This is a genomic window from Streptomyces sp. NPDC059679 (assembly GCF_042734105.1).
GTDB lineage: Bacteria > Actinomycetota > Actinomycetes > Streptomycetales > Streptomycetaceae > Streptomyces.
In genome coordinates this window covers 78107-93891 of record NZ_JBHWES010000009.1, presented here as the reverse complement: position 1 = coordinate 93891, position 15785 = coordinate 78107, and the positions used below count along the sequence as shown (strand labels likewise).

Genomic DNA, 15785 nt, shown 5'->3' with positions numbered 1-15785 from the left:
GAATGGCCAGATCTGTCCACCGACTGCGCGCCTACGCTCCCGTCCCTGGCCGAACAACAGTTGAACTGGACGCGACATCGACGGTTCGATTGACGCGGGCAGTCCGAACCAGCGCCAGGCTCCCGCGGGAGCGTCAGGCGCGTGACGGTGGAGTGTCAGGCGCGTGAGCGCGCCTTGAAGGCCGCCTTCCGCGCTTCCTTGGCGGTCTTCTTGTCCGGGTGCAGCCGCCCCATCGCCTCCAGCACCTCGGCGGTCGCCGGGTGGTCCACCCGCCACGCCGAGTCGAAGAAGCTCCCGGACTGCTCGACGAGACCGCGCACCAGCTCCCGCAGCTCGGCGGAGTCGCCTTCGGCGGCGAGCTGGGCCGCGATGGTGTCCACCGTCAGCCAGAACACCATCTCCTCGGACGGCTCCGGGACGTCGGGCATCGCGTGCTCGGCCAGCCATACCCGGGCCAGGCCGCCCAGGTGCCGGTCGTCCAGCACCTCGCGCAGCGCGGGCTCGGCCGCGTCCCCGACCAGCGAGAGCGTCTGCTGGCAGGCCAGACGGCGCAGCGGCGCGCTCGTGTCGTCGCCGCGCGCGGCGGCCAGCAGCTCGCGGGCGGCCGCGTCGGGCGTACGGCGGGCCAGCCACTGCTCGGCCTCGGCGCGCGCGGCGGTCTCCGGGTGTCCGGGCAGGGCGTCCAGCAGGACCTCCGCGCCCTTGTCGGCCAGGTCGCCGACGGCCGGGGCGTCGATACCGGCGTCCAGCATCCGGTTGCGCACGCCGAAGACGCCGAGCGGGGTGAGCCTGACCATGCCGTAGCGGGAGAAGTCGTCCTCGTCGGGGCCGAGGGGGTCGGAGCCGAGGGGCGATCCGGCGGTCTCGGGGAAGCGGCCCTCGCCGTCGACCTCCTCGATCAGCGCCTCGTCCACGGGCTGGTACTCGACCAGGCCGGTCGGCTCCAGCATCCGGAACTGGTCGTCGAGGCGGACCATCGCCTCGGAGATCTCCTCGAGGATGTCGTCGGTGGGCTCCTCCATGTCCTCGGGGACGATCATGGCGGCGGCGAGCGCGGGGAGCGGCACGGCGCGGCCGGCGTCCTCCTCGTCCAGGGCGGTCAGCAGATACAGATTGCCCAGCACCCCGTCCAGGAACTCGGCCTCCTCCTCGGGGTTCCAGTCGATCTCGTCGAGGTCGATCTCGCCGTCGTCGCCGATCTGGTCGACGATCTCGGCGAGGTCGGGGGCCGCCGCATCGGCGAGTACGGTCTCGAAGCCGCCGAGCCAGATGTCCAGGACGTCCCGCGGGCTGCCCTCGGTGATCAGCCGCAGCTCCTCGCCGGGGGTGGCGATCCCCGTGGTTCCGTCCTCGTCGACATCCCCGTCGGCCGCCGCGGCCTCAGCCGCCGGCGCGGGCTCCTGGACCTCGATCAGCCCGGTGTCGACGGCCAGCTGCCAGGCCTCCGCCGCGTACCCCGGCCCGTCCTCGTCGGCGCCGAGGCCCAGGTGCTCGGCCGCCGCCCGCAGATCGGGCTCGGTGAGCACGCCGCCCGCCGCGACCGGCCGCTGCGGCCCGGCCCAGCGGGCGAGCCGTACCGCACGGGCCAGCAGGGGGGCGCTGAGCGCGTCCCGGGCGAGTTCGGCCTCGGAGCGAAGCCGCACGGGCGGCAGGGTGGGGCGGTCTCCGGGCATCGGCGGATTCATCTCCTCGGGAGCGGATGGAGCGGACGGAGCGGTTGAAACGGCTGGAACGATTGAAACGGTTGAGCGCGTGATGGAACTCTTGGGATGGATCGTGCTCGGGAGGGGCCGCGGCGCTAGGGGCGCGACCGGTCCCAGCCTAGACGGAAGGTGGGGCTGTTTCGTCCCGATGTGCCGTCAAGGGGACGTCGGCCTGCGAATTCGGCCATCGACCCGGCATACGACATGAGCGGCCGACCCCACGGGCGCCGGAGCGCGCCCCACCCCCACGCCGTACCCCGGTTCACGCCCCCGACCCCGCCCGTACTCCAGCCATCCCTTGACAACTGCCCTGGTAAAGAAGGACATTGACGCGCGTAGACGCTTGTGCGCCCCTGGTAAACGTCTCGTCGCTCCCTCATCGGAGGCCCCACCATGCCCCCACGCGCCCCACGCCCCCTGCGCGGTCCCGCCACCGTCACCGCCGTCGTCGCCTCCGCGCTCGCGGCCGGGCTGCTCGCCGCCCCACAGCCGGCGGCCGCCGCCGAGATCCGGATCCATGACATCCAGGGCAGCACCCGAATATCCCCGTTCGCGGGCAAGCAAGTGTCCGAGGTCCCCGGTACGGTCACGGCGATCCGAGCCTTCGGCTCCTCGCGCGGCTTCTGGTTCCAGGACCCCCACCCCGACCGGGACCGGGCCACCAGCGAGGCGATCTTCGTCTACACCGGTTCGACGACCCCGCCGGTCGCCGTCGGGGACGCGGTGCGGGTCTCCGGCACGGTCAGCGAGTACTACCCGGGCGGGGCGGACGCCGGGCTGCAGTCGGTCACCGAGCTCACCAAGGCGACCTGGACGGTCGAGTCCTCGGGCAACGCGCTGCCCGCCGCCTACGCGCTGGGCCCCTCCACCGTCCCCGACCGCTACGCCCCCGACGCGTCGGGCGGCAATGGCGGCAATGGCGGCAATATTGAAGGGTTGCGGCTGCGCCCGAACTCCTACGCCCTGGACCGCTATGAGTCCCTGGAGGGCATGCGCGCCTCGGTCAAGGACGCCCCGGTCGTGGGCGCGACCACCCAGTACAACGAGCTGTGGGTGACCGCCGAGCCCGGCCACGCCCGTACCGTCCGCGGCGGCGCGCTCTACAGCTCCTACCGCGACCCGAACGCCGGCCGGGTCAAGGTCGCCTCCCTCATCCCGTTCGCCCAGCGCCCCTTCCCCGTCGCCGATGTCGGCGACCGGCTGACCGGCACCACCGCGGGACCGCTGGACTACGACAACTTCGGCGGCTACGAGATCCAGGCCACCGCGCTCGGCGAGCTCGCGGACGGAAACCTGACCCGGGAGACCACCCGTAAGCAGAGGGCCGACGAGCTGTCCATCGCCACGTACAACGTGGAGAACCTGTCCCCCAAGACCGCGCAGGCGAAGTTCGACCGGCTCGCCTCGGGCCTCGTGGACAACCTCGCCTCGCCCGACATCGTCGCCCTGGAGGAGGTCCAGGACGACAACGGCCCGACGAACGACGCGGTCACCAGCGCCGGAGCCACGCTCAAGAAGCTCACCGACGCGATCAAGGCGGCCGGCGGCCCCGCGTACGAGTGGCGGCAGATCGACCCGGCCGACGACCAGGACGGCGGCCAGCCGGGCGGCAACATCCGTGTCGCCTTCCTCTTCAACCCCGAGCGGGTCTCCTTCACCGATGTCGCGGGCGGGGACGCCACCACCGCGGTGCGGGTGACGGACGACGGCGGCAAGGCGGGCCTGTCGGCCTCCCCCGGCCGTATCGACCCCGAGAACCCGGTCTGGAAGGACAGCCGCAAGCCGCTGGTCGGGCAGTTCTCCTTCCGGGGCCGCCCGGTCTTCGTGATCGCCAACCACTTCAACTCCAAGGGCGGCGACCAGGGCCTGGACAGCCGCTTCCAGCCCCCGGCCCGCAGCTCGGAGACCCAGCGCACCGGGCAGGCCGAAGCGGTCAACGCCTTCGTCAAGAAGCTGCTGACCGTGGACCCGCAGTCGCGGGTCGTCGTCGCGGGTGACCTCAACGACTACCAGTTCTCGCCCGCGCTGGCCGATCTCACCAACGGCAGGGTGCTCACCGACCTGGTCACCGGGGAGCCGAAGGACGAGCGCTACGGCTATGTCCACAACGGCAATTCGCAGGTGCTGGACCACATCCTGACCAGCCACGCCGTGCGCCGCCCGGACTACGACATCGTGCACATCAACGCGGAGTTCGCGGACCAGTCCAGCGACCACGACCCGCAGATCGTCCGGGTGAAGCCGTAGCAGTACTGAACTGTCGGGCCAGCACAATTAAATAGACCTGTACCCCGAAGGGGCCCAGAATCCAGCGCAGGAAACACCCCTTGTCCCGTCCTCCTGCCGCACGGAGCGTTCACACATGTCCCTGGGCCCCTTCGGCCGTACCGCCGCCGCCATGATCACCCCGTTCGACGAGGACGGCGCCCTCGACCTCGACGGCGCCCAGCGCCTGGCCGCCCATCTGGTGGACCGGGGCGGCTGCGACGGAATCGTGGTCAGCGGCACCACCGGCGAGTCCCCGACCACCTCCGACGCCGAGAAGGAGGCGCTGCTGCGGGCCGTCGTGGAAGCCGTCGGCGACCGGGCCCGGATCACCGCGGGGGTGGGCACCAGCGACACCCGGCACACCGTCGAGCTGGCCCGCTCGGCCGAAAAGGCCGGGGCGCACGGCCTCCTCGTCGTCACCCCGTACTACAGCCGCCCGCCCCAGGACGCCGTGGCGGAGCACTTCCGTACGGTCGCGGACGCCGTCGGGCTGCCCGTGATGCTGTACGACATCCCCGCCCGCACCGGCACCGAGCTCGACGCCGACACCCTGCTGCGGCTCGCCGAACATCCGCGCATCACGGCCGTCAAGGACAGCGCGTACAACCTGCTGAAGGCGGCGAAGGTGATGGCCGCCACCGACCTGGCCTACTTCTCCGGCTGCGACGAGCTGAATCTGCCGCTGCGGGCCATCGGCGGCGCCGGCTACGTCAGCGTCGTGGCCAACGTCGCAGGTCAGCAGGTACGCGCGGTGCTCGACGCATACGACGCGGGGGATCCGGGCGAGGCCGCCCGGCGCCATCTGGCTCTCACCCCGCTCATCGAGCGGATGATGGCCGCCGGCACGCCGGGGGTGGTCACCGCCAAGGCGCTGCTCGGCGCGCTCGGGCTGCCCGCGGGCCCGGTCCGGGCCCCGCTGCTCCCCGGCGGCCAGGAGCTGACCGACGGACTGCTGGCCGTGTATGGCGAGGTGACGGGCGGTGAGGTGGCGGGCGGCCGCTGACCCCAGGCCGCCCGCCCCCACAGTTGGCTCAGTTGTGGCTGTGCAGCGCCTCGTTGAGGCCGCCCCACGAGCCGCTGCGCGGCAGCGCCTCGACCGCGCCGGTGGTGGAGTTGCGGCGGAAGAGGAGGTTGTTGACGCCGGACAGCTCCAGCGCCTTGTGGATCGTGCCGTCCGGCAGGGCGACCCGGGTGCCCGCGGTCACATACAGGCCCGCCTCGACGATGCAGTCGTCGCCGAGCGAGATGCCGATGCCCGCCTCGGCGCCCAGCAGGCAGCGCTCACCGATGGAGATCGTCTGCTTGCCGCCGCCCGAAAGCGTCCCCATGATCGACGCGCCGCCGCCGATGTCCGAACCGTCGCCGACCACGACGCCCGCGCTGATCCGGCCCTCGACCATGGAGGTGCCCAGCGTCCCGGCGTTGAAGTTGACGAAGCCCTCGTGCATGACGGTGGTCCCGGAGGCCAGATGGGCGCCGAGCCGTACCCGGTCCGCGTCGCCGATGCGCACCCCGGCCGGGACCACGTAGTCGGTCATCCGCGGGAACTTGTCCACGCTGGTCACCGACAGCTGCAGCCCCTCGGCGCGGGCCGCGAGGCGGGTCCGCTCGACCTGGTCGACGGGGACGGGGCCGAGCGAGGTCCAGGCCACGTTGGCCAGCAGGCCGAACATGCCGTCCAGGCTCAGGCCGTGCGGCTTGACCAGGCGGTGGCTGAGCAGATGCAGCCGCAGATACACGTCGTGCGCGTCGAGCGGCTTGTCGTCGAGGGAGCCGATGACCGTACGGACGGCCACGACCTCGACCCCGCGGCGCGGGTCCGGCCCGAGAGCCCCCCGGGCGGTGTCGCCCAGCAGCTCGGCGGCGCGCTCGTCGCTCAGCCGCTCGGTCCCGGCCGGGCCGGGCTCGGCGACCAGCTCGGGGGCCGGGAACCAGGTGTCGAGGACGGTGCCGTCCTCGGCGAGGGTGGCAAGACCGGCGGCGGCTGCGCCGGTGTGGGTGGTGCTGGTGGTGATGGCTGCGTCGGTCATGGTCAGAACGCTAACCGGAGCCGGGCCCGGGAGGCGAACCGGTCTCAGCGAGCGGTCCCGGGCGGCCGGTCCACCGGCGTCCCGCGGTCTCAGTGCGCGGTCTCGGGCAGCCCGCCATCCCCGTCCGCGGCCATGATCCGCGCCAGCACCGCGCGGGTGCCCTCCCGGTCGTACGGGCGGTCCGCCAGCAGCACTTGCAAGGTCAGCCCGTCGATCAGAGCCACCACCGCGCGCGCCGCGGCGGCGTCGGGCACCAGTCGCGTCAGCATCCGGGCCATCTCGTCCAGGCACTCGGCGGCGAGCGGCCGCAGCCCCTCATGGCGCAGCGCGGCGAAGTACAGCTCATACTCCAGCTCCAACCGCGCCCGGTCGCCCGCGAACTGCTCCTCCAGCCACCGGGCCAGCTCGTCGGCGGGCGGCGCGGCCGGATCGACGCCCTCCGCCCAGCGCTCCACCTCCGCCAGCCACTCCGCGTTGATCTGCCGGAGCGCCGCGATCAGCAGATCGTCGAGGGTGGCGAAGTGGTACGTCGTCGAGCCCAGCGGCACATCGGCCGCGGCGGCCACGGTCCGGTGGCTGAGCCCCGCGATACCGCGCTCGCGGACCACGGCGGCCGCGGCGTCGATGATGCGCTGCCGCCGCTCCGGGTCGTAGCGGCGGGCCATCAGTGGGCCCCGCCGAGGTTGAGCAGGATCACCCCGGCGATCACCAGCAGCACCCCGGCCACCTTCGCGGCGGTGGCGGCCTCCCCGAGGAAGACCATGCCGATGGCCGCGATGACGGCGGTCCCGGCCCCGGCCCATATGGCGTACGCGGTGCCCATCGAGACCGTCTTGAGGGTCTGCGCGAGCAGCGCGAAGGCGACCACATAGCCGGCCACGGTGGCCAGTGAGGGCCAGAGCCTGCTGAAGCCTTCGCTGTACTTCATCGAGGTGGTGGCCAGGATCTCGGCGGTAATCGCTCCGGCGAGCGTCAGATACCCCATGCGTACGAGTGTACACAACGATGCGTACGACCGTACGCAACCGACACCCGAGAACACCCGGAATACGCGAACAGCCCCCGCGCCGAGGCGCGGGGGCTGTTCAGGCGTGCTGCTGCGGTCAGACGTTGAAACCGAGGGCGCGAAGCTGCTCACGGCCGTCGTCGGTGATCTTGTCGGGGCCCCACGGCGGCATCCAGACCCAGTTGATGCGCAGCTCGTTGACGATGCCTTCGGTGGCCGACTTCGCCTGGTCCTCGATGACATCGGTCAGCGGACAGGCCGCGGACGTCAGCGTCATATCGAGGGTGGCGATATTGGCGTCGTCGATGTGGATGCCGTAGACGAGACCCAGGTTGACCACGTCGATGCCCAGCTCGGGGTCCACGACGTCGTACAGGGCCTCGCGGACCTCTTCCTCGCCGGCCGGCTTGACGGCCGTTTCCACGCTGTCACTCATGCGATCTTCCCTTCGGCACGCTCGCCCAGCGCCTGGGCGGTCGCGTCCTTCCACGCCATCCAGCTCAGCAGGGCACACTTCACCCGGGCCGGGTACTTGGAGACGCCGGCGAACGCGACCGCGTCCTCCAGCACCTCCTCCATCGCGTCGTCCGGCTGGGTCTTGCCCTTGGACTGCATCAGCTCCAGAAACGTTTCCTGGATCCTGCGCGCCTCGCCGATCTCCTTGCCGACCAGCAGCTCATTGAGCACGGAGGCGCTGGCCTGGCTGATGGAACAGCCCTGGCCGTCGTAGCTCACATCCTCGATGGTCTCGCCGTCGAGACGGACCCGGAGGGTGATCTCGTCCCCGCAGGTCGGATTGGTGTGGTGTACCTCGGCGTCCCCGTCCCTCAGGCCCCGCCCGTGCGGGTGCTTGTAGTGGTCGAGGATCACGTCCTGATACATCGAATCAAGCTTCACGCAGCACGCCCCTACCCGAAGAAGTTCCGAACGTGCTCCAGGCCCTCGACCAAGGCGTCGACCTCGGCCGGGGTGGAGTACAGATAGAACGACGCTCGCGTGGTCGCGGGAATTCCGTACCTGAGGCAGACCGGCCGGGCGCAGTGGTGGCCGACCCGGACCGCGATGCCCTGCTCGTCGAGCACCTGACCCACGTCGTGGGGGTGGATGTCGCCGAGCGTGAAGGAGATCGCCGCGCCGCGGTCCTCGGCCGTGGTCGGGCCGATGATGCGCAGGTCGGGGACGTCCAGGAGCCTGCGCACCGCGTACTCGGTGACCGCGTGCTCATGGCGGGCGATGTTGTCCATGCCGATCGAGGTCAGATAGTCCACGGCCGCGCCGAGGCCGACGGCCTGGGCGATCGGGGGCGTACCGGCCTCGAACTTGTGGGGGGCCGGGGCGTAGGTGGAGGAGTGCATCGAGACGGTCTCGATCATCTCGCCGCCGCCGAGGAACGGGGGCAGGTCCTCCAGCAGCTCCTGACGGCCCCACAGCACACCGATGCCCGTCGGGCCGCACATCTTGTGGCCGGTGAAGGCCACGAAGTCGGCCTGCAGCGCCTGCACATCCATCGTCATATGCGGGGCGGCCTGCGAGGCGTCGATGACGACGAGGGCGCCGACCTGCTGTGCCCGGCGGACGATCGCCTCGACCGGGTTGACCGTGCCCAGGATGTTGGAGACCAGCACGAACGAGACGACCTTGGTCTTCTCGGTGATGATCTCCTCTATGTTCGACAGGTCGAGCCGGCCGTCGTCGGTGAGGCCGAACCACTTCAGCTTCGCGCCCGTGCGCTGCGAAAGCAGCTGCCAGGGGACGATGTTGGAGTGGTGCTCCATCTCCGTGATGACGATCTCGGTGTCGCTGTCCACGCGGTAGGGTTCATCGGCCCAACCCAGCATGTTGGCGACGAGGTTGAGCGATTCCGAGGCGTTCTTGGTGAAGATCACCTCGTCCCGGCTCGGCGCGTTGATGAAGGCGGCCACCTTGTCCCGGGCGCCTTCGTACAGCGCCGTGGCCTCCTCGGCGAGCACATGCACTCCGCGGTGCACATTGGCGTTGTGCACCTCGTAGTACTCGCTGAGTACGTCGAGCACCTGACGCGGCGTCTGCGACGTCGCCGCGTTGTCCAGGTACACGAGCTTCTTGCCGTCGTGGACCAGCCGGTCCAGGATCGGGAAGTCCTTGCGGATCGCCTCGGTGTCGAGGAGGCCCGGCAGCTGTGTCATGTCCCTGCGCCTCCGTATACGTCGCCGAACCCCTGGCCGCCGAAACGGCCCCTGTCGTCGTCACTCACTCGTCGCGCCGCCCTTCACATAAGCCTCGTAGCCCTCTTCCTCCAGCTTGTCCGCGAGCTCCGGGCCACCGGACTCGGCGATCCGGCCGGCCGCGAAGACATGGACGTGGTCGGGCTTGATGTACCGCAGGATGCGCGTGTAGTGGGTGATCAGCAGGGTGCCGACCTCACCGGTCTCGCGGACGCGGTTGACGCCCTCGGAGACCACGCGCAGCGCGTCGACGTCCAGGCCGGAGTCCGTCTCGTCGAGGATCGCGATGCGGGGCTTCAGCAGCTCGAGCTGGAGGATCTCGTGGCGCTTCTTCTCACCGCCGGAGAAGCCCTCGTTGACGTTGCGCTCGGCGAAGGCGGGGTCGATCGAAAGGCGCTCCATGGCCTCCTTGACCTCCTTCACCCAGGTGCGCAGCTTCGGCGCCTCACCGCGGATGGCGGTGGCCGAGGTGCGCAGGAAGTTGGAGACGGAGACCCCGGGGACCTCCACCGGGTACTGCATGGCGAGGAAGACGCCCGCGCGGGCCCGCTCGTCGACGGACATGGCCAGCACGTCCTCGCCGTCCAGGGTCACCGTGCCGCCGGTGACCTGGTACTTGGGGTGACCGGCGAGCGAATACGCCAGCGTGGACTTGCCGGAGCCGTTGGGGCCCATGATGGCGTGGGTCTCGCCCTGCTTCACGGTCAGGTCGACACCGCGCAGGATCTCGCGGGGGCCGCCTTCGGCCTCGACGGAGACGTGCAGGTCGTGGATCTCAAGCGTTGCCATGGGTGCCTCAGGACTCCTGGGTGACGGAGACGAGCACGTCGTCCCCTTCGATCTTTACGGGGTATACGGGGACGGGGCGCGTCGCGGGGAGGCCGGACGGCTTGCCGGTGCGCAGGTCGAAGCTGGAGCCGTGCAGCCAGCACTCGATCTGGCAGTCCTCCACCTCGCCCTCGGACAGCGAGACGTTCGCATGCGAACAGATGTCGTTGATCGCGAAGACCTCGCCCTCGGTGCGCACGAGCGACACGGGCACGCCGTCGAGCTCCACCCGCTTGGGGGTGTCGTCTTCCAGCTCGCTCAGCGCGCAGGCGCGTACAAAGGTCTGGCTCATGCGACGGACGCCTCCAGCTCGGCCTCGATCTTGGCGATCAGGCGCTCCTCCAGCTCGGGGATGCCGATCTGCTGGACGAGCTCGGCGAAGAAGCCGCGGACGACAAGACGGCGGGCCTCGTCGGCCGGGATGCCGCGCGCCATCAAGTAGAACAGCTGCTCGTCCTCGAAGCGGCCGGTCGCGCTGGCGTGGCCGGCGCCGACGATCTCGCCGGTCTCGATCTCCAGGTTCGGCACCGAGTCGACGCGCGCGCCGTCGGTCAGCACGAGGTTGCGGTTGAGCTCGTAGGTGTCGGTGCCCTCGGCCGCGGCGCGGATCAGCACATCGCCGATCCAGACCGCGTGGGCGTCCTTGCCCTGGAGCGCGCCCTTGTACGCCACGTTGCTCCGGCAGTGCGGGGTGTCGTGGTCGATGAAGAGCCGGTGCTCCTGGTGCTGGCCGTTGTCGGTGAAGTACAGGCCGTAGAGCTCGGCCTCACCGCCCGGGGCGCCGTAGATGACCCGCGGGTGGAGGCGCACCACGTCGCCGCCGAAGGTGACGACCACGGACTTGAACGTGGCGTCGCGGCCGACGAGCGCGGTGTGCTGCGCGGCGTGGACGGCGGTGTCGGCCCAGTCCTGGATCGAGACGACGGTGAGCTTGGCGCCGTCGCCGACCAGGAACTCCACATTGGCCGCGAGGGTGGCGTCGCCGGTGTGGTCGATGACCACGACGGCCTCGGCGAAGGCGCCGACCTCCACGACCTGGTGGCCGTAGGCGGTGCCGCCCTCGCCGTGCACGGAGATCCGCACGGGCTCGGTGAGCACGGTCTCCTTGGCGACCGAGACCACCGAGGCCTTCTCGAAGGAGCTGTACGCCTGGGCCGCGATCCGGTCGACGGGCTTGCCGGCCTTGCCCAGGCGCGGGTCCGTACGGTCCACGGTCTCGACGGTGACGCCCTCGGGGGCGCTCACCTCGACCCGCAGCCCGCCGGTGGCCTCGGCCGTGCCGTCGTGCAGACCGCGCAGCCGCTCCAGAGGAGTGAACCGCCACTCCTCCTCACGGCCATGCGGCACCGGGAAGTCGGCCACGTCGTACGACGCGATGGCGCCGAGCCTCGCATCGGTGGGCTGGCCGACCTGGATGGCACCGTCCGTGGTGGATCCGGCCGGAATGGTTTCAGCAGCCATGGCAGCTGTACAGCTCGCTTTCTGGTGACGTACCTCGGCCCTCCCTCAGGACGGGCCGCCGCGGGTTTCGGGGAAGGGTCCGGCGTCAGCCGACCGCGCCTTCCATCTGCAGCTCGATCAGCCGGTTGAGCTCCAGCGCGTACTCCATGGGAAGCTCGCGCGCGATCGGCTCGACGAAGCCGCGCACGATCATCGCCATGGCCTCGTCCTCGGACAGGCCGCGGCTCATCAGGTAGAAGAGCTGGTCGTCGCTGACCTTGGAGACGGTCGCCTCGTGGCCCATGGACACGTCGTCCTCGCGGACGTCCACATACGGGTAGGTGTCCGAGCGGGAGATGGTGTCGACCAGGAGCGCGTCGCACAGCACATTGGACTTGGAGCCCTCGGCGCCCTCGCCGATCTCGATCAGACCGCGGTAGGAGGTGCGGCCGCCGCCGCGCGCCACCGACTTGGAGATGATGTTGGACGAGGTGCGGGGCGCCATGTGGACCATCTTGGCGCCGGCGTCCTGGTGCTGGCCCTCGCCCGCGAAGGCGATGGACAGGGTCTCGCCCTTGGCGTGCTCACCCATCAGATAGACGGCCGGGTACTTCATGGTCACCTTGGAGCCGATGTTTCCGTCGACCCACTCCATGGTCGCGCCCTCGTAGGCCACGGCGCGCTTGGTGACCAGGTTGTACACGTTGTTCGACCAGTTCTGGATGGTCGTGTAGCGGCAGCGGGCGCCCTTCTTGACGATGATCTCGACCACCGCGGAGTGCAGCGAGTCCGACTTGTAGATCGGCGCGGTGCAGCCCTCGACGTAGTGGACGTAGGCGTCCTCGTCGACGATGATCAGCGTCCGCTCGAACTGGCCCATGTTCTCCGTGTTGATCCGGAAGTAGGCCTGGAGCGGGATCTCCACGTGCACGCCCTTCGGCACGTAGATGAACGAGCCGCCGGACCACACCGCCGAGTTCAGCGAGGCGAACTTGTTGTCGCCGACCGGGATCACCGAGCCGAAGTACTCCTGGAAGAGCTCCGGGTGCTCCTTGAGACCGGTGTCGGTGTCCAGGAAGATGACGCCCTGCTCCTCGAGGTCCTCACGGATCTTGTGGTAGACGACCTCAGACTCGTACTGCGCGGCGACACCCGCGACGAGGCGCTGCTTCTCGGCCTCCGGGATGCCCAGCTTGTCGTACGTGTTCTTGATGTCCTCGGGCAGCTCTTCCCAGGAGGTGGCCTGCTGCTCCGTCGAGCGCACGAAGTACTTGATGTTGTCGAAGTCGATACCGGAGAGGTCCGAGCCCCAGGTGGGCATGGGCTTCTTCTCGAAGAGCCTGAGGCCCTTCAGCCGGAGCTTCAGCATCCACTCCGGCTCGGACTTCTTCGCCGAGATGTCGCGGACGACCGCTTCGGAAAGGCCGCGCTTGGCGGAGGCACCGGCCACATCGGAGTCGGCCCAGCCGTACTCGTAAGTGCCCAGCCCCTCGAGCTCGGGGTGAGCAGTCTCCGTGGGGAGAGTCATTCGGGGTTCCTCCCGGCCGTGCTGGCAGATGCTGTGGTGGTCTTGGTCTTGCTGGGGGTCTTGCTGGATTTGCTGGATGTCTTACTGGGGGCGGCCTTCTCGGCCTTGCCGGTCCCGGGAATGTAGGTCGTGCACACCCCGTCGCCATGGGCGATGGTGGCCAGACGCTGCACATGGGTCCCGAGGAGCTGGGAGAAGGCCTCGGTCTCCGCCTCGCACAGCTGCGGATACCGCTCGGCCGCATGGGCGACCGGGCAGTGGTGCTGGCAGAGCTGCTCGCCGACCGGTGCGCTGCGCGCCGTAGCAGCGTACCCGTCCGCGGACAGTGCGCGGGCGAGGGCTTGGGCGCGGCTGTGGGGCTCCGCGGCCTCGATGGCCTGGCGGTACGCCACGGCCTGGGCGGCGAGCCTGGCGCGCGCGAACGCGGCGACCGCGGCCCGGCCCGCCTCGCCACCGCCGGCGCTCTGCTCGATCCAGCGCAGGGCGTCCACGGCCAGCTCGTCGTACGCCTGGTCGAAGGCGTCGCGCCCGCAGTCGGTGAGCGCGAAGACCTTGGCCGGGCGGCCGCGGCTCCGCGCCCCGTACACCCTCTTCTCGCGGGGCTCGACGACGCCGTCGGCGACGAGGGTGTCGAGGTGGCGGCGCACGGCCGCCTGGGTCAGCTCGAGCCGCAGGGCGAGCTCGGCCGCGGTGGACGGGCCATGGTCGAGGATGGAGCGGGCGACCTTGTTACGGGTGCCGTGCTGCTCATCGGGCGCGGGCACGGGCACGGCAGATCGCGCGGCCGCCTCGACCGCGCGTCCCGCCGGAGCTTCGCTCGCGTATTTCACAACGCCATTGTTGCTTAATTCCCCGGGGAGGTACAAGCGAGGTCCCGGCGGCGGTCCGGTGGAGTGCGTCACTAAGGCACACCTAACCGCGATGCCCCGGCCTGCCTGCGGAAACAAGGTCCGTCCCCGCCCTGCCCGCCGACTCCCCCCGGGTGATTCGTAGACTGCCGGGCATGCGAGAAGAGCCCGCGGTCGACATCCTCGGCCTCGTCAAGCGGTACGGCTCGAAGACCGCCGTGGACGGGCTCGACCTGTCCATCGCGCGGTCCACCGTGACCGCCGTGCTCGGCCCCAACGGGGCAGGCAAAACGACCACCGTCGAGACCTGCGAGGGATACCGGCGGCCGGACGCCGGTACGGTCCGCGTCCTCGGCCTCGACCCGGTCACCCAGGCTGCCGCGCTGCGCCCCCGGATCGGCGTGATGCTGCAGTCCGGAGGGGTTTACTCCGGGGCGCGCGCAGAAGAGATGCTGCGCCACACCGCGGGCCTGTACGCCCACCCCCTCGACGTCGACCACCTCATAGAATGGCTCGGCCTCGGGTCCTGCGGCCGTACGACCTACCGCCGGCTCTCCGGCGGCCAGCAGCAGCGCCTGGCGCTCGCCATGGCCGTCGTCGGCCGCCCCGAACTGGTCTTCCTCGACGAGCCCACCGCCGGCCTCGACCCGCAGGCCCGGCGCGCCACCTGGGACCTCGTCCGCGATCTGCGCCGGGACGGCGTGACCGTCGTGCTGACCACGCACTACATGGACGAGGCCGAAGAGCTCGCCGACGACGTCGCGATCGTCGACGGCGGCAAGGTCATCGCCCAGGGCAGCCCGGAGCAGCTGTGCCGCGGCGGAGCAGAGAACACGCTGCGCTTCAGCGGCCGCCCCGCGCTCGACCTGGCCTCGCTGCTCAAGGCGCTGCCCGCCGACTCCACGGCCGACGAGCTGACCCCCGGCTCGTACCGCGTCACCGGCAAGATCGACCCGCAGCTGCTGGCCACCGTCGCCTCCTGGTGCGCCCAGAACGGCGTCATGCCGGACCGGATCTCGGTCGAGCGGCACACCCTGGAGGACGTCTTCCTCGAGCTGACCGGCAAGGAGCTGCGCGCGTGACCGCCCCGGGAACCTTCACCCCACAGCCGGGCCCGGCCCCGCTGCCGCGCATGATCCGCGCCCAGGCCACCCTGGAGACCCGGATGCTGCTGCGCAACGGCGAGCAGCTGCTGCTGACCGTGATCATCCCGTCCCTGCTGCTGGTGCTGTTCAGCAGCGTCGACATCGTCGACACGGGCTCGGACGGCAAGACCGTGGACTTCCTCGCCCCCGGCGTCCTCGCGCTCGCCGTACTGTCCACGGCCTTCACCGGACAGGCCATCGCGACCGGCTTCGAGCGGCGCTACGGCGTCCTCAAGCGGCTCGGCGCCTCCCCGCTGCCGCGCTGGGCCCTGATGACCGCCAAGACCTGCTCGGTGCTGGTCACCGAGGTGCTGCAGATCGCGCTGCTGACCGTGATCGCCCTCGCCCTCGGCTGGTCCCCGCACGGCAACCCGCTCACCGTCGCGCTGCTGCTGCTCCTCGGCACGGCCGCGTTCTCCGGCCTCGGCCTGCTGATGGCGGGCACCCTCAAGGCCGAGGCGACCCTCGCGGCCGCCAACCTCGTCTTCCTGCTGCTGCTCGTCGGCGGCGGTGTGATCGTGTCGCTGGACAAGTTCCCGGACGCGGTGCGCGGTGTGCTGCAGCTGCTGCCGATCTCGGCCCTGTCGGACGGGCTGCGGGACGTGCTGCGGGACGGGGCGGGGGTGCCGTGGGGCGACCTGGGGATCCTGGCGGTGTGGGCGGTGCTGGGGCTGGGGGCGGCGGCGCGCTGGTTCCGCTGGGAGTAGTGGGACCCTCGTACTGCGTCTTCACGGGGGAGCGACTCCCCCCAGACCCCCCTCGTACTGCGTCTTCACGGGGGAGCG

Annotated in this window: 16 protein-coding genes; 4 read left to right on the top strand and 12 right to left on the bottom strand. The window is 70.6% G+C overall.

Translation table 11 applies throughout. From position 1 onward, the window contains the following. Nucleotides 1–155: 155 nt before the first annotated feature. Nucleotides 156–1673, bottom strand: coding sequence for a hypothetical protein (locus ACFV2X_RS13245; protein ID WP_385615264.1), 1518 nt, complete (start codon nt 1671–1673; stop codon nt 156–158). A 423-nt stretch (nt 1674–2096) separates the two neighbouring features. Between ACFV2X_RS13245 and ACFV2X_RS13240 the strand changes: the two genes are divergently transcribed. Both ACFV2X_RS13240 and dapA read left to right on the top strand, forming a co-directional pair. After that, entirely contained in the window at nt 2097–3950 is a 1854-nt protein-coding gene (locus ACFV2X_RS13240; RefSeq protein WP_385615262.1) for an endonuclease/exonuclease/phosphatase family protein, read from the top strand. A gap of 115 nt (nt 3951–4065) precedes the next feature. After that, entirely contained in the window at nt 4066–4974 is a 909-nt protein-coding gene (gene dapA, locus ACFV2X_RS13235) for a 4-hydroxy-tetrahydrodipicolinate synthase (protein ID WP_385615260.1), read from the top strand. Between the two features lie 28 nt (nt 4975–5002). Here the strand turns inward: dapA and dapD are convergent, their stop codons facing one another. The 11 genes from dapD to ACFV2X_RS13180 form a co-directional block, all read right to left on the bottom strand. Then, the gene (gene dapD, locus ACFV2X_RS13230) at nt 5003–6001 is read right to left on the bottom strand and encodes a 2,3,4,5-tetrahydropyridine-2,6-dicarboxylate N-succinyltransferase (protein ID WP_385615257.1); all 999 of its coding nucleotides are present in this window, start codon (nt 5999–6001) and stop codon (nt 5003–5005) included. 89 nt (nt 6002–6090) lie between these two features. Further along, the gene (locus ACFV2X_RS13225) at nt 6091–6666 is read right to left on the bottom strand and encodes a TetR/AcrR family transcriptional regulator (RefSeq protein WP_385615254.1); all 576 of its coding nucleotides are present in this window, start codon (nt 6664–6666) and stop codon (nt 6091–6093) included. Continuing rightward, nucleotides 6666–6986, bottom strand: coding sequence for a DMT family transporter (locus ACFV2X_RS13220; protein ID WP_385615251.1), 321 nt, complete (start codon nt 6984–6986; stop codon nt 6666–6668). The genes ACFV2X_RS13225 and ACFV2X_RS13220 overlap by 1 nt, the downstream gene beginning before the upstream one ends. Nucleotides 6987–7104: 118 nt before the next feature. Next, complete coding sequence (locus ACFV2X_RS13215; RefSeq protein WP_385615248.1) at nt 7105–7443, bottom strand: metal-sulfur cluster assembly factor; 339 nt, start codon at nt 7441–7443, stop codon at nt 7105–7107. Further along, a complete protein-coding gene (gene sufU, locus ACFV2X_RS13210) occupies nt 7440–7904 on the bottom strand; it encodes a Fe-S cluster assembly sulfur transfer protein SufU (RefSeq protein WP_385615245.1) in 465 nt (154 codons plus the stop codon). Before sufU ends, ACFV2X_RS13215 begins: the two co-directional genes overlap by 4 nt. A gap of 11 nt (nt 7905–7915) precedes the next feature. Further along, nucleotides 7916–9172: a cysteine desulfurase gene (locus ACFV2X_RS13205; protein ID WP_385615242.1), complete on the bottom strand. Its 1257-nt coding sequence runs from the start codon at nt 9170–9172 to the stop codon at nt 7916–7918. A gap of 60 nt (nt 9173–9232) precedes the next feature. Next, nucleotides 9233–10000, bottom strand: coding sequence for a Fe-S cluster assembly ATPase SufC (gene sufC, locus ACFV2X_RS13200; RefSeq protein WP_358634026.1), 768 nt, complete (start codon nt 9998–10000; stop codon nt 9233–9235). 7 nt (nt 10001–10007) lie between these two features. Further along, on the bottom strand, nt 10008–10331 hold the full coding sequence (locus ACFV2X_RS13195; protein WP_014180620.1) for a bifunctional 3-phenylpropionate/cinnamic acid dioxygenase ferredoxin subunit: 324 nt from the start codon (nt 10329–10331) through the stop codon (nt 10008–10010). Beyond that, on the bottom strand, nt 10328–11500 hold the full coding sequence (gene sufD / locus ACFV2X_RS13190) for a Fe-S cluster assembly protein SufD (RefSeq protein WP_385615239.1): 1173 nt from the start codon (nt 11498–11500) through the stop codon (nt 10328–10330). The genes ACFV2X_RS13195 and sufD overlap by 4 nt, the downstream gene beginning before the upstream one ends. Before the next feature lie 85 nt (nt 11501–11585). After that, on the bottom strand, nt 11586–13007 hold the full coding sequence (gene sufB, locus ACFV2X_RS13185) for a Fe-S cluster assembly protein SufB (protein WP_385615236.1): 1422 nt from the start codon (nt 13005–13007) through the stop codon (nt 11586–11588). After that, the gene (locus ACFV2X_RS13180) at nt 13004–13837 is read right to left on the bottom strand and encodes a helix-turn-helix transcriptional regulator (protein ID WP_385615233.1); all 834 of its coding nucleotides are present in this window, start codon (nt 13835–13837) and stop codon (nt 13004–13006) included. Before ACFV2X_RS13180 ends, sufB begins: the two co-directional genes overlap by 4 nt. Before the next feature lie 173 nt (nt 13838–14010). On the opposite strand from ACFV2X_RS13180, the gene ACFV2X_RS13175 reads away from it, so the two are divergent. Both ACFV2X_RS13175 and ACFV2X_RS13170 read left to right on the top strand, forming a co-directional pair. Beyond that, nucleotides 14011–14937, top strand: a complete 927-nt coding sequence (locus ACFV2X_RS13175) for an ABC transporter ATP-binding protein (protein WP_385615231.1) — start codon at nt 14011–14013, stop codon at nt 14935–14937. After that, the gene (locus tag ACFV2X_RS13170; RefSeq protein WP_385615227.1) at nt 14934–15707 is read left to right on the top strand and encodes an ABC transporter permease; all 774 of its coding nucleotides are present in this window, start codon (nt 14934–14936) and stop codon (nt 15705–15707) included. The genes ACFV2X_RS13175 and ACFV2X_RS13170 overlap by 4 nt, the downstream gene beginning before the upstream one ends. Nucleotides 15708–15785 lie beyond the last annotated feature (78 nt).

Bases quoted from the DNA above. Each gene is read 5' to 3' on its own strand.
- sufC (WP_358634026.1), bottom strand. From the start codon at position 10,000: ATGGCAACGCTTGAGATCCACGACCTGCACGTCTCCGTCGAGGCCGAA.
- ACFV2X_RS13195 (WP_014180620.1), bottom strand. From the start codon at position 10,331: ATGAGCCAGACCTTTGTACGCGCCTGCGCGCTGAGCGAGCTGGAAGAC.
- sufD (WP_385615239.1), bottom strand. From the start codon at position 11,500: ATGGCTGCTGAAACCATTCCGGCCGGATCCACCACGGACGGTGCCATC.
- ACFV2X_RS13240 (WP_385615262.1), top strand. From the start codon at position 2,097: ATGCCCCCACGCGCCCCACGCCCCCTGCGCGGTCCCGCCACCGTCACC.
- ACFV2X_RS13220 (WP_385615251.1), bottom strand. From the start codon at position 6,986: ATGGGGTATCTGACGCTCGCCGGAGCGATTACCGCCGAGATCCTGGCC.
- ACFV2X_RS13175 (WP_385615231.1), top strand. From the start codon at position 14,011: ATGCGAGAAGAGCCCGCGGTCGACATCCTCGGCCTCGTCAAGCGGTAC.
- dapA (WP_385615260.1), top strand. From the start codon at position 4,066: ATGTCCCTGGGCCCCTTCGGCCGTACCGCCGCCGCCATGATCACCCCG.
- ACFV2X_RS13205 (WP_385615242.1), bottom strand. From the start codon at position 9,172: ATGACACAGCTGCCGGGCCTCCTCGACACCGAGGCGATCCGCAAGGAC.
- ACFV2X_RS13245 (WP_385615264.1), bottom strand. From the start codon at position 1,673: ATGCCCGGAGACCGCCCCACCCTGCCGCCCGTGCGGCTTCGCTCCGAG.
- dapD (WP_385615257.1), bottom strand. From the start codon at position 6,001: ATGACCGACGCAGCCATCACCACCAGCACCACCCACACCGGCGCAGCC.
- ACFV2X_RS13225 (WP_385615254.1), bottom strand. From the start codon at position 6,666: ATGGCCCGCCGCTACGACCCGGAGCGGCGGCAGCGCATCATCGACGCC.
- sufB (WP_385615236.1), bottom strand. From the start codon at position 13,007: ATGACTCTCCCCACGGAGACTGCTCACCCCGAGCTCGAGGGGCTGGGC.
- ACFV2X_RS13215 (WP_385615248.1), bottom strand. From the start codon at position 7,443: ATGAGTGACAGCGTGGAAACGGCCGTCAAGCCGGCCGGCGAGGAAGAG.